At 59.5% G+C, this 12860-nt stretch carries 11 protein-coding genes; 4 read left to right on the top strand and 7 right to left on the bottom strand.

Features of this window, described 5'->3' with window-relative positions:
- The first annotated feature begins 197 nt into the window (after nucleotides 1–197).
- The 3 genes from AB4N91_RS06130 to AB4N91_RS06120 all read left to right on the top strand — a co-directional run bounded on the left by AB4N91_RS06130 (nucleotide 198) and on the right by AB4N91_RS06120 (nucleotide 2957).
- Complete coding sequence (locus tag AB4N91_RS06130; RefSeq protein WP_010456588.1) at nucleotides 198–887, top strand: crotonase/enoyl-CoA hydratase family protein; 690 nt, start codon at nucleotides 198–200, stop codon at nucleotides 885–887.
- A 214-nt stretch (nucleotides 888–1101) separates the two neighbouring features.
- Nucleotides 1102–1824 (top strand): lysophospholipid acyltransferase family protein, encoded by a 723-nt coding sequence (locus tag AB4N91_RS06125; protein WP_010456590.1) that lies wholly within the window; start codon nucleotides 1102–1104, stop codon nucleotides 1822–1824.
- A gap of 161 nt (nucleotides 1825–1985) precedes the next feature.
- Nucleotides 1986–2957 carry a magnesium and cobalt transport protein CorA gene (locus tag AB4N91_RS06120; protein WP_010456592.1) on the top strand — a complete coding sequence of 324 codons (972 nt, stop codon included), beginning with the start codon at nucleotides 1986–1988 and terminating at the stop codon, nucleotides 2955–2957.
- A gap of 54 nt (nucleotides 2958–3011) precedes the next feature.
- On the opposite strand, the gene AB4N91_RS06115 is transcribed toward AB4N91_RS06120, so the two are convergent.
- From AB4N91_RS06115 to AB4N91_RS06105, 3 genes are all read right to left on the bottom strand, one after another.
- Nucleotides 3012–3740: an amidotransferase gene (locus AB4N91_RS06115; protein ID WP_010456594.1), complete on the bottom strand. Its 729-nt coding sequence runs from the start codon at nucleotides 3738–3740 to the stop codon at nucleotides 3012–3014.
- A 95-nt stretch (nucleotides 3741–3835) separates the two neighbouring features.
- Nucleotides 3836–5980: a 3-hydroxyacyl-CoA dehydrogenase NAD-binding domain-containing protein gene (locus AB4N91_RS06110; RefSeq protein ID WP_460112187.1), complete on the bottom strand. Its 2145-nt coding sequence runs from the start codon at nucleotides 5978–5980 to the stop codon at nucleotides 3836–3838.
- A 25-nt stretch (nucleotides 5981–6005) separates the two neighbouring features.
- The gene (locus AB4N91_RS06105) at nucleotides 6006–7211 is read right to left on the bottom strand and encodes an acetyl-CoA C-acetyltransferase (RefSeq protein ID WP_102595324.1); all 1206 of its coding nucleotides are present in this window, start codon (nucleotides 7209–7211) and stop codon (nucleotides 6006–6008) included.
- A gap of 598 nt (nucleotides 7212–7809) precedes the next feature.
- Here AB4N91_RS06105 and AB4N91_RS06100 point away from each other — a divergent pair.
- A complete protein-coding gene (locus tag AB4N91_RS06100; RefSeq protein WP_010456607.1) occupies nucleotides 7810–8631 on the top strand; it encodes a c-type cytochrome in 822 nt (273 codons plus the stop codon).
- Between the two features lie 120 nt (nucleotides 8632–8751).
- Here the strand turns inward: AB4N91_RS06100 and AB4N91_RS06095 are convergent, their stop codons facing one another.
- From AB4N91_RS06095 to AB4N91_RS06080, 4 genes are all read right to left on the bottom strand, one after another.
- On the bottom strand, nucleotides 8752–9567 hold the full coding sequence (locus tag AB4N91_RS06095) for a transglutaminase family protein (RefSeq protein WP_010456609.1): 816 nt from the start codon (nucleotides 9565–9567) through the stop codon (nucleotides 8752–8754).
- Nucleotides 9564–10514 (bottom strand): alpha-E domain-containing protein, encoded by a 951-nt coding sequence (locus AB4N91_RS06090; RefSeq protein ID WP_010456611.1) that lies wholly within the window; start codon nucleotides 10512–10514, stop codon nucleotides 9564–9566. The genes AB4N91_RS06095 and AB4N91_RS06090 overlap by 4 nt, the downstream gene beginning before the upstream one ends.
- Before the next feature lie 12 nt (nucleotides 10515–10526).
- Nucleotides 10527–11936, bottom strand: coding sequence for a circularly permuted type 2 ATP-grasp protein (locus AB4N91_RS06085; protein ID WP_010456613.1), 1410 nt, complete (start codon nucleotides 11934–11936; stop codon nucleotides 10527–10529).
- Nucleotides 11937–12329: 393 nt separating this feature from the next.
- Nucleotides 12330–12671 carry a ribonuclease E inhibitor RraB gene (locus AB4N91_RS06080; RefSeq protein WP_010456615.1) on the bottom strand — a complete coding sequence of 114 codons (342 nt, stop codon included), beginning with the start codon at nucleotides 12669–12671 and terminating at the stop codon, nucleotides 12330–12332.
- Between the last annotated feature and the right edge of the window lie 189 nt (nucleotides 12672–12860).

Raw genomic sequence — 12860 nt, 5'->3', positions numbered from 1 at the left:
CCTGTCGGTTCCGGGCGATGGCAAACCTGCCAATCTCCGGCTTCGCGCCCTCTTCTATAAGCAGAGGAATGCGCGGCGGGAGTGGCGAGCTACGCTTGCCCGGCGGGGAAAGGGTGACTGGCGGGTCAGTCACGGCGCTTTACCTGGCCTGCGGCGGTGGGTAACGTCTGCCCAACTTTCATACAAGGAATAGCGTCATGAGTGAGTTGATTTCCTACCATCTCGAAGACGGTATCGCGACCCTGACTTTGAGCAATGGCAAGGTCAATGCCATTTCCCCGGACGTGATTGCTGCGTTTAATGCTGCGCTGGATCAGGCGGTGACTGATCGTGCAGTGGTGATCATTACCGGTACGCCGGGGATTCTGTCCGGCGGTTATGACTTGAAGGTGATGACGTCCGGCCCGAAAGAAGCGGTCGCGCTGGTGACGGCCGGCTCGACGCTGGCCCGTCGTCTGTTGTCGCATCCATTCCCGGTGATTGTGGCGTGCCCTGGGCATGCGGTGGCCAAGGGCGCGTTCCTGCTGTTGTCGGCGGACTACCGCATTGGTGTCGACGGCCCGTTCAGCATTGGCCTGAACGAAGTGCAGATCGGCATGACCATGCACCATGCCGGTATCGAGATCGCGCGTGATCGTCTGCGCAAGTCGGCGTTCCACCGCTCCGTCATCAACGGTGAGATGTTTAATCCACAGAGCGCCGTGGATGCCGGCTTCCTCGACCTGGTGGTGTCGGCCGAAGAGCTGCAAAGTGCTGCGCTGGCGGCGGCGCGTCAGTTGAAGAAGATCAACATGACCGCGCACAAGAACACCAAGCTGAAAGTGCGCAAGGCGCTGCTGGATACGCTGGACAACGCGATCATCCTGGATCAGGAACACATGGGTTAAGCCCGGACAGTCTGCACAGAAAAGCCCGACCGTCGTGTCGGGCTTTTTCATACGCACGCTGTTGAAAAATCAACAACCGCTCTAGCACGCGTCTGACCCTCAAGTCGGAAACATGCGCACAAACATCGCCTATCTCCTTCCTCTATAGCGGCAATTGCCGAAAACAGTGCACATCCGTACACTGCGCCACCTTTTGTCCCGGTGGGGCCTGTAAATGCTGTTTGCGTTTCGTATGTTATTGATGGGCCTGCACTTTATTTTGGCCGGTGTGCTTGGGGTGATTCTGGGCCTGTGCCGCCCGTTCAACCCGGACAACAGCCGGTTGTGTGCGCGCCTGTATGCGTGGCCGGCGATGTGTATTTTGCGTTTGCGGGTGAAGGCCGATGTCGGACCGTTGATGGATAAGCCCGACAGCTGCGTGATCATCGCCAACCACCAGTCCAACTACGATCTGTTTGTGTTCGGCAACGTGGTGCCCCGCCGCACCGTATGCATCGGCAAAAAGAGCCTGAAGTGGGTGCCGCTGTTCGGGCAGTTGTTCTGGCTGGCCGGCAATGTGTTGATCGACCGCGGCAATGCGCACAAGGCGCGCCAGTCGATGTTGACCACCACGCACACCTTGCAGCATCAAGACACATCGATCTGGGTTTTCCCCGAAGGTACGCGCAACCTCGGGGAAGAGTTGTTGCCGTTCAAGAAAGGCGCGTTCCAGATGGCGATCGCCGCGGGCGTGCCGATCGTGCCGGTGTGTGTCAGCAGTTACGTCAAACACATGCGATTGAACCGCTGGCGTAGTGGGAAAATTCTGATCCGCTCGCTGCCGGCAATTCCTACGGCGGGATTGAGCCTGGATGACATGCCCCGGCTGATGGCACAGTGCCGCGAGCAGATGCGCGAATGCATCGAGTCGATGGACCGGCAACTCCAAGCCGTTTGACAATAAAACCCGCCTAGTGCGGGTTTTTTTCGCCTGTGAACTTCTGCCGGCGAACTCGGCAGATTTCATTGACTCTCAAGCAGCAGACAAGGCTAAGCTGAGCACGGCTCGCCACTGGGTCTTTGTTAATCAAAAGCGCAAATAAGAAGTGAACCAAAATCATGGGTAGAGTTGTTGCTGCTGCGGTTTATAGCGCCGGTAAAAAAGTCACCAATATCACCCTCGACGAAGGCGCGGCCTGGGCAGCAAAGCCTGGCCACTTTGTCTGGATCGGCCTTGAAGAGCCGAACGCGCAGGAACTGGCCAACCTGCAACGCCAGTTCAACCTGCACGAGCTGGCCATCGAAGACGCCTTGGAAAAACACAGTCGACCGAAGCTCGAAACCTTCGGCGATGCCTTGTTTATCGTCACGTATTCACCGGTCCGGCATGAAGGCAAACTGGAGTTCATCGAGACTCATATCTTTGCCGGCAACGGTTACATCATTACCGCGCGCAACGGTCATTCGGCGTCCTACGCCCTTGTCCGCCAACGTTGTGAGGCGCGTCCGCTGTTGTTGGAGCACGGGGAAGATTTCGTCCTCTATGCCATCCTCGATTTCGTGATTGAAAACTACCAGCCGGTGGGCGAAGCGATCCATGCCGAGATCGATGAGCTGGAGCGCAATGTGTTGTGCAGCGCGCTGAATGAACATGACATCCAGAAGCTGCACGGCCTGCGCCGGGACGTCTTGCGCTTGCGGCGTTATGCGGCGCCGATGGTGGAGATCGGTGAGGAACTGCAGAAGCTGAGCTTTCCGTTTATCGACAAGAACATGCGCCCGTACTTTCGCGATGTGCAGATTCACGTCACACGGCAGATGGAAGACCTGACGACCCTGGCGGACATTGCCAGCCAGACCATCGAGGTCGGTGTGTTGCTGGAGGCGTCACGGCAGAGCGTTGTGCAGCGCAAGTTTGCGGCGTGGGCGGCGATCCTGGCGTTTCCGACGGCGGTGGCGGGGATTTACGGGATGAACTTCCAGAACATGCCGGAGTTGACCTGGCATTACGGGTATTTCGCGGTGCTGGGGTTTATTGCGGTGGGATGTGTGAGTTTGTGGGCGAGTTTCAAAAAGTCCGGGTGGCTTTGAAACGCTTGTGTGGCGAGGGCGCCTGCTCCCTCGTCGCACATTCGCTGCAATGTTTTAAACCGCTTTAGCTTCTGGCTTATGCGCCACAAACCGCATCATCCACTCCGCAACGGTCGTGCCGTGATGCTCTTGCTCAAGGCTCGCCACACCTTTCGTATAAACCTGCTGACCCAGTGCCTCCTGTCGAATCTCCAACAGCGCACGGGAATAATCGTGAATGAACTCCGGGTGCCCCTGGAAGCACAGCACCTGATCGTTGATGTGGTACGCGGCGAAAGGACAGAAATCGCTCGAGGCGATAACCGTGGCGTTTTCCGGTAGCGACGTCACCTGGTCCTGGTGGCTGATCAACAAGGTCAGTTCTTCACGCACCGGACTCATCCATGGCGCCTTGGCAGCGAGTTTGTATTTGTGAGTGCCGACGCCCCAACCTTGGGTCGCTCGTTCGCTCTTGCCGCCCAGCAGCAGCGCCAACAACTGATGGCCGAAACACACGCCCAGCAACTTGTCGCCGCGTTCATAACGCTTCAGCAAGTAGGCCCGCAGGGTTTCGATCCACGGATCGGTGCCGAAGGAATCGGCCTTGCTGCCGGTGACGAGGTAGGCATCGAAGGTCAGATCGTCACTGGGGTACTCGCCCTGCATCACGTTGTACACGGTGAACTCGGCAGCGATGGGTTGCTGCGAAAACAGATTCTGGAACATCTGCCCGTAACCCTGATATTGATCGACCAGTTCCGGACGCAAGATGTCGGTTTCCAGAATGCAGATGCGTAACGACATAAAAAATACCTGACACGTGATGGGAATAATGCACACCCCAGAGCCTGCCTCGAAACACGGTGACAAGGCAAGCCCCGGAAGGCGTCATACGTCCCTTAGAACGCCTCCCCTTTGGCCGCTTTCTCCAGCAATAACGCAGGCGGCGCGAAACGCTCGCCATACTGCTGGGCCAGGTACTGGGCGCGGGCGACGAAGTCTTTCACCCCGTACTGGTTGATGAACTGCAGCGCGCCACCGGTCCAGGCCGCGAAGCCGATACCGAAGATCGAGCCGACGTTGGCGTCCGCCGTCGAGGTCAGCACACCCTCCTCCACACAACGCACGGTTTCGATGGCTTGCACGAACAGCAGGCGATCGCGCACATCCTTTGGCGAAATCTGCCCGTCGGCTTTCTCGAAACGGCTTTTCAGCTCAGGCCACAGATGTTTCTGGCCACCGACCGGGTACTCGTAGAACCCGCCCCCTGCGGCTTTACCGGGCCGCTTGTATTCGTTGAGCAGCAAGTCAATCACGGCGAACGCGGGGTGCTCAATCAGCAGTTTCCCTTCTGCTTGCAGGTCTTTGGCGGTCTGCTGGCGGATATGACTCATGAGGCTGAGGGAAACTTCGTCGGAGATCGCCAGAGGCCCGACAGGCATACCGGCCTTGCGCGCTTCCGTCTCGATCATCGGTGCACTCACGCCTTCGCCGAGCATGGCGATGCCTTCGTTGGTGAAGGTGCCAAACACCCGGGAAGTGAAGAAACCACGGCTGTCGTTGACCACAATCGGCGTCTTCTTGATTTGCAGGACGAAATCGAACCCGCGCGCCAGGGTTTCGTCGCTGGTGTTGGCGCCCTTGATGATTTCCACCAACGGCATTTTCTCCACCGGGCTGAAGAAATGCAGACCGATGAACTTCGTTTGATCCGGCACGGCGGTGGCCAGGCCGCTGATCGGCAAGGTCGAGGTGTTGGAGGCGATCACTGCGGCCGGGCCGACGACCTTTTGTGCCGCCGAGGAGACTTTGGCTTTCAGCTCGCGATCTTCGAATACCGCTTCAATGATCAGGTCGCAACCGGCCAGGTCGGCATCGTTTTCGGTGGTGTGGATCCGCGCCAGGATTGCCTCTCGCTGTTGCGGGAGCATCTGGGCGCGTGCGACTTTCTTGTCCAGCAGCGCCGCCGAGTGGGCCTTGCCCTTCTCCGCTGCTGCGAGGTTGATGTCCTTGAGCACCACTTCAATGCCGGCCGAAGCGCTGACAAAGGCGATGCCCGCGCCCATCATCCCGGCGCCCAGCACGCCGACTTTTTGCGTGACACAAGGTGCAAAACCCTTGGGCCGCGAGCCGCCGGCGTTGATCTCGTTGAGCTGGAACCAGAAGGTGCCGATCAGGTTTTTCGAAATTTGCCCGGTGGTCAGTTCCGTGAAATAGCGGGTTTCGATCAGGTGCGCGGTGTCGAAATCCACTTGAGCGCCTTCGACAGCGGCACAGAGAATCTTCTCCGGCGCAGGCATGCAGCCCTGGGTTTTGCTGCGCAGGATCGACGGTGCGATGGCGAGCATTTGCGCGACTTTAGGGTTCGACGGCGTGCCGCCGGGTATCTGATAACCCTTCGCGTCCCACCGCTGTGCGGCGGCCGGATTGGCAATAATCCAGGCGCGCGCCTTGCTCAGCAATTCATCGCGATCCGCGGCCAGTTCATCAATCAAACCCGCTTGCAAGGCCTGTTGCGGCCGGACTTTCTTGCCTTCGAGCAGGTACGGCAAGGCTTTTTCAATGCCCAGCATGCGCACCATACGGACTACCCCGCCACCGCCCGGCAGCAAGCCAAGGGTGACTTCCGGCAGGCCGAGTTGCACGGATGGATTGTCCAGCGCGACGCGGTGATGGCAGGCGAGGCAGATTTCCCAGCCACCGCCCAACGCAGCGCCATTGATCGCGGCCACCACCGGTTTGCCGAGGGTTTCCAGGGTACGCAACTGGCCTTTGAGCGTCAGGACCATGTCGTAAAAGGCCTTGGCCTCGGGTTTGCCGACCTTGATCAGTTCATTGAGGTCGCCGCCGGCAAAGAAGGTTTTCTTGCCCGAGGTGATGATGACCCCGGCAATGCTGTCCTTTTCGGCCACCAGGCGGGCGACGCAGGCGGCCATGGCCTCGCGATAGACCGCATTCATGGTGTTGGCGCTCTGGCCCGGCATGTCGATGGTCAGGACGACGATCTGGTCCTGACCTTTTTCGTAACGAATGGCTTCAGTCATGTCACTTGTTCCTTAAGGTCGAGGCTCAGAGGCGTTCGATGATGGTGGCAATGCCCATGCCGCCGCCGACACACAGGGTCGCGAGCCCATAGCGCAGACGCCGGGTTTCCAGTTCATCGAGCAGAGTGCCGAGAATGGCGCAGCCAGTGGCGCCCAGCGGATGGCCCATGGCGATGGAACCGCCGTTGACGTTGACCTTGTCCGGGTCGATGGCCATGTCCTTGATGAATTTCAGTACCACCGAGGCGAAGGCTTCGTTGACCTCGAACAGATCGATGTCTTCAACCCGCAGCCCGGCCTTGGCCAGTGCTTTGCGGGTGGCCGGCGCCGGGCCGGTGAGCATGATGGTCGGGTCGGTGCTGGTGACTGCGGTGGCGACAATCCGCGCCCGAGGCTGCAGACCCAGCGCACGGCCCTTGGCTTCGGAGCCAATCAGCATCAGGGCGGCGCCATCGACGATCCCGGAGCTGTTGCCCGGTGTGTGAACGTGGTTGATCCGCTCGACCTGGCTGTAAACGCGCAGCGCGGTGGCGTCAAAGCCCATCAGCCCCATCATCTCGAAGCTGGGCTTGAGCTTGCCCAGTCCTTCCAGGGTGGATTCGGCGCGGATGAACTCATCGTGATCGAGCAGGATGATGCCGTTCTGATCCTGCACCGGCACCAGTGATTTGTTGAACGAACCGTTGGCCCGCGCCCGCGCTGCCTTTTGCTGGGAATACAGCGCGTAGGCATCGACGTCCTGGCGGCTGAAACCTTCAATCGTGGCGATCAGGTCGGCACCGACGCCTTGCGGGGTGAAATGGCTGTGCAGATTGGTTTCCGGGTCCAGCGCCCAAGCGCCGCCGTCGCTGCCCATAGGCACACGGGACATGGATTCGACGCCGCCGACCACCACCAGGTCTTCGAAACCGGAACGAACCTTCATCGCACCCAGGTTCACGGCTTCAAGCCCCGAAGCGCAGAAGCGATTGATCTGCACGCCAGACACGCTGACGTCCCAATCGGCGACTTGTGCCGCCGTCTTGGCGATATCGGAGCCCTGATCGCCAATTGGCGTGACGCAACCGAGCACCACATCATCGACCTGGCTGGTGTCCAGCGACGTGCGCTGCTGCAACGCCGTGAGCAACCCGGCCACCAGATTTACTGGTTTGACGCTGTGCAAGGCGCCATCGGCCTTGCCTTTGCCACGGGGCGTGCGTAACGCGTCGAAAATCAAAGCTTGGGTCATGACGTCCTCGAACCTGGGCGGTGATTAAATACTGAGCTTCCACCTTAGGCCGAGCCGCCATGGATTCAATGACCGCAATGCTCACTGGCGTTGACGGACACGCTCAGACGGACGGTCACTCGGATGCGGATTAACCGATTAACGTCACCAAGCTGTCTAGCAAACGGGCGCCCAAGAAGCTGGCAATAGGCCTCATGCCTTTTTAAAAGCTTTAAGCAAGCAAACCATACGAAATGGATCTAAACCAAGCGTGACGCGGGCTCTAAGGTGAACATGTACGAAGTTGTCGTCGGGTTTTGCCGAGGCACTCGTCTTACAGGAAGTTCAGCGCTCTGCCGTCATGGAGATATGCAGGCAGGCATCAGGAAATAACAAAAAAGGCGGTCAAGCCATGTTCAAGCATTCGAAAGTACGTCAAGCCGGGCTCATTCTTTTCGCCACTACGCTGTTGTTGATTTTGCCGAACTTGACCAAGGTGATCGGTTAAGCGGTCTTCAAATAATACGGCGCCAGGTTTTTACATCGCCCTCTTAAAAATGTGACTGGCTCGCTACCCGGGCCAGCGTGGGTGTGCCAACCTTTGCGGCACTTCCACGACATGGACGGCGATCATTTGAAAACGCTCATTCTCTTTGGGGCCTTGCTGCTCAGCACGCCCTCGTATGCCGCACAGCTGAACCTTGAGCTGGGCGCGAGCAGTCGCACCTGGCAGACCGAGGAATTGCTCAAGCATCCTCAGGTCCAGACCATCACTATCAGCGACGACGTTTCCTACAAGCGGGACATGAGTTATCGCGCAGTTCCGTTGGCGGCGTTGTTGACCGGCATCAAGCCTGAAGACCATCTGCAAGCCGTGGCGCTGGACGGATTTGCCGCTGAACTGTCGGCGGCGCCGTTGCTGAACGCCAAGGGCGCGCGCGCGTGGCTGGCGATTGAAGACCCGGCGAAACCGTGGCCGGCGTTATCTGAAGGGAAACCGGGTGCCGGGCCGTTTTATCTGGTGTGGGTCGATCCGCAAGCCGGCAACATCAGCCCGGAGCAATGGCCGTTTCAAGTGGCGAGTATCAAGCGCATGGCGCCCGTGGCCGAGCGCTTTCCTGCGCTGCTGCCGGATCCGGCCTTGAAGGCGGATGATCCGGTGAACAAAGGCTTTGCGCTGTTTCAGAAGAATTGCCTGGCATGTCATCGATTGAACGGTGCAGGGGATGCGCAGTTCGGGCCGGATCTGAATATTCCGTTTAGCCCGACCGAGTACTTCGGGGCGGATTTTCTGAAGCGCTACATTCGAGATCCGCAGAGTTTGCGCCAGTGGCCTCAGGCGAAGATGCCGGGTTTTGCGCCGACGGTGTTGCCGGAGGGGGATCTGGAAATGCTGGTGGGGTATTTGAAGCATATGGCTGGGCGCAAAGCTAAGCCCTGATCCATTCCCTGTAGGAGCGAGGCTTGCCCGCGAAGGCGTAGTGTCAGTCGACATCAATGTGAATGACACTACGCCTTCGCGGGCAAGCCTCGCTCCTGCAAGGGGACCGTGGTGTTCCGGTTATTGCTGCTGAACGGAGATAATCGGCGCCGGCATCGGCGTCGGCGAAACAAACACCTTCGCGTGCATTTGCTCACACCCACCGCCCCGGCGCATCCCGCGTACAGGGCAGGCATCCAGGTAATCCAGGCCCACCGCCAGTTTCAAATGCCGTTCCGGCCGGGCCAATTCATTGGTCACATCGAAGCTGTACCAAGCGTCATCGAGCCAGGCTTCGGCCCAGGCGTGACTGGCCAGGTGTTCGCTATTCTCGCTGTACAAATACCCCGACACATAACGTGACGGAATGCCCAGGCTGCGGGCGCACGCGAGAAACGCGTGCGTGTGGTCCTGACAGACACCGGAACGCCCGGCGAAGGCCTGGGCGGCGCTGGTGTCCACTTCGGTGGAGCCCGGCGTGTAGGTCATGTGCGAATTCAGGCCATGCATCAAGTCGATCAACGCCGTGCGATCCCGGCGTTTTTTGCATTCCTTTTCCGCGAACGCACGCAGGGCTTCGTCGGCTTCGGTCAGGCGCGTGAAGCGCAGGAACGGCAGTGCCGACTGGCTTTCATGTTCGGCTTCGCGCAGCTCGTCGATGTCCACCTGGCCACGGGCGCCGATGATGATCGCCTCGTGGGGTTCGTCCATGGTCAGCACATGCAGGATGTTGCCGAACGGATCGAGTTGCGCGCGTACCGGGCGCGGCAGGTCGAGTTGCCAGCTGAGCACATGCTGACGCTCGCTGTCGTGGGGTGTCAGTCGCAGGTACTGGATGCTCGCCCGCACCTGATCTTCGTAGTGATAGGTGGTTTCGTGGCTAATGGAAAGTCTCATGCAGCCTCCAGGTAGGAACTGTGAATGGCGTTACCCAACTGGCGCACCAGCGGGATGAATTCGGTCAGCCAGGCGTGCAGGCCTTCGTCGAGAATTTCGTTGATGCCGGTGTAGCGCAGGCGCGCGTCCATCTCCGCCGCCAGACGTTGCGCGGGACGGCCATTTGCCCCCGGCAACTGGGCAAGGATCTGGTCGATTTCTTCGGTGCAGGCACGCAGGGAACGTGGCACATCGGCGCGCAGCAACAGCAACTCGGCCACATGCCGGGCACCGGGTGCATCGCGATAGATCTCGGTGTAGGCCTCGAACGACGACAACGCCCGCAACAACGCGCTCCACTGGTAATACGCGTGAGCAGTGCCGTCGCTGACCGCTTCTGCCTGATCGCCGGCCATTTCGTAGCGGGCGTCGAGTAGGCGCAACGTGTTGTCGGCCCGTTCGATAAACGTCCCCAGGCGAATGAAGCGGAACGCATCGTTACGCATGATCGTGCCGTAGGACGCGCCACGGAACAGGTGGGAACGTTCCTTGATCCACTCGCAAAAACGGCTCATGCCATAGCGACTCAGGCCTTGCTCGGCGATCCCGCGAATTTCCAGCCAGGTGGCATTGATGTTTTCCCACATGTCGGCGGTGATTCGCCCACGCACCGCATGGGCACTGGCCCGCGCCGCGCCCAGGCAGCTGTAGATGCTCGCCGGGTTGGCCGCGTCCAGTGCGAAGAAATGCAGCAGCCGCTCGGCGTGCAAATCACCGTGGCGCTCCAGGTAATCGTCCAGGGTGCCGGTAATCAGCAGCGGCATGGCCAGTTCGTGCAGACCGTCACCGCGACCGTCCTGCGGCATCAGCGACAGCGAATAACTGATGTCGAGCATCCGTGCGAGGTTTTCCGCCCGCTCCAGGTAACGCGACATCCAATACAAATCCGAGGCAGTTCTACTTAACATGGCAGGCTTCCTTCAATCCTCGACCACCCAGGTGTCCTTGGTTCCGCCGCCCTGGGAAGAATTCACCACCAGAGAGCCTTCACGCAGGGCGACACGGGTCAAACCGCCGGGCACAACCCGGGTTTCGCGGCCAGACAATACAAACGGACGCAGGTCGATATGGCGTGGCGCAATGCCGTTTTCGACAAAGGTCGGACAGGTCGACAGGGACAACGTCGGTTGCGCGATATACGCGTGGGGCTTGGCTTTGATCCGCGCGCGGAACGACTCGATTTCCGCTGCGGTCGCCGCCGGCCCCACCAGCATTCCGTAACCGCCGGAGCCCTGGGTTTCCTTGACCACCAGGTCTGGAAGATTGGCCAGCACGTGGGACAGTTCAGAAGGATTGCGACACTGGAACGTCGGCACGTTCTTCAGGATCGGCTCTTCGTCCAGGTAGAAACGGATCATGTCCGTGACAAACGGATACACCGATTTGTCGTCCGCGACCCCGGTGCCGATGGCATTCGCCAGCACCACGTTGCCGGTTCGGTAGGACGACAGCAGCCCTGGAACGCCGAGCATCGAATCCGGGTTGAACGCCAGCGGGTCGAGGAATGCATCGTCGAGGCGACGGTAAATCACGTCGACCGCCTTCGGCCCGTCCGTGGTGCGCATGAACACCTTGTCGTCGCGCACGAACAGGTCCGCGCCTTCCACCAGCTCCACGCCCATCTCTCGCGCCAAAAAGGCGTGCTCGAAAAACGCGCTGTTGAAGCGACCCGGCGTCAGCACCACCACGCTCGGATTATCGATCGGGCTGGAGCTTTTCAGAGTGTCGAGCAGCAGGTTCGGATAGTGGTCGATCGGCGCGATGCGCTGGGCCGAGAACAACTCGGGAAACAGTCGCATCATCATCTTGCGGTCTTCGAGCATGTAGCTCACGCCGCTGGGTGTACGCAGGTTGTCTTCGAGCACGTAGTACGTGCCGTCGCCATCGCGTACCAGATCGACACCGGAAATGTGCGAATAGATATCGCGGTGCAGATCGAGCCCTTGCATCGCCAGCTGGTATTGCTCGTTGGCCAGCACTTGCTCGGCCGGGATGATGCCGGCCTTGATGATGCGCTGCTCGTGGTAGAGGTCGGCGAGGAACATGTTCAACGCCTTGACCCGCTGGATACAGCCGCGCTCGACGATCCGCCATTCACTGGCGGGGATGCTGCGCGGGATGGTATCGAAGGGAATCAGGCGCTCTGTCCCCTGCTCATCACCGTAGAGCGTGAAGGTAATCCCGGCGCGATGAAATAACAGATCGGCCTCGCGTCGCCGTTGTGCCAAGAGCTCGTCAGGCGTCTCGGCCAGCCAACGGGCAAACTCCCGATAATGCGGGCGGACCTGGCCGCCGGCATCGTACATCTCATCAAAATAGGTGCGGATCATGCCGTACTCCTTGTCACCCGGACATCTAGGCATCGCAAGGCCCGTGCCATCGGCAGAAACGCTTTGTTATCAATCAGTTGGAGAATCACGCCGTTTGCACCGCACCAATCCTGTGCAGCAAACGCCCCACGCTGATCGCCCCCGCTTCATTGCAAGGCGACGTTGTCACCTATCACCAGCATAGTCAGAGTTGATTTCACTGCCCGGCCGGCGGTGCGGATAATCCGCGCATCCGCTGCAAAACCTGACCAAACTTCCCTTTAGCCGCCTGCTCAGGCGGTTTTTTTTGCCTCGGGATTCTTGTTTCAGGGTTTTGCCAAGGGGCGGATGCCACAAACGAAAACGGCCAACCCGAAGGTCAGCCGTTGCTGAGCGTTGTCACTGTTCATAACGTTATGCGAGACGCCCTCGTATTTCCTGCTTGACGCCCCACCCTTCGAGGATGCCGCCCAGAGGCTCAACCACCGCCTCGAAACCCTGTTCGAAATCGCCGATATCATCGTAGGTGGCGTACATGACTTTGCTCAGTTCGAGCGCCCATGCGCCGTCATCGCGCACACTGATTTGCGCGTTCAAGGATTCACCTTTGTATTGCCCTGCCGCCCTGCGTGCCCGCTCCTCGTCCGGGAAAATGGCGTAGAACTCGATGGGATGGAACCGTGAAAAATCGAAACCGCCTTCTTTCATGCGGCGCAACACGCTGCTGCTGATGTCTTCTTGATAGGCTGTGCTCATGAAACGTCCCCCTCAATCATGATGGATAGACTTTCCGTATTCCCGGCACGCGCAACCGATTGGTGCGAGCGATGCGGCAACCAGGTCGCCGGTGGGAAGCAAGCATGTAGCTGACAAGTCCAGACCTTAGCGATCCGTTCGCTGATCTCGATTGCAGAGTAGCCCCAAGACGGAGGCGCTGCCAAGGCC

The organism is Pseudomonas sp. H3_D04 (assembly GCF_054669175.1).
This window is presented reverse-complemented; position numbering and strand designations above follow the sequence as displayed.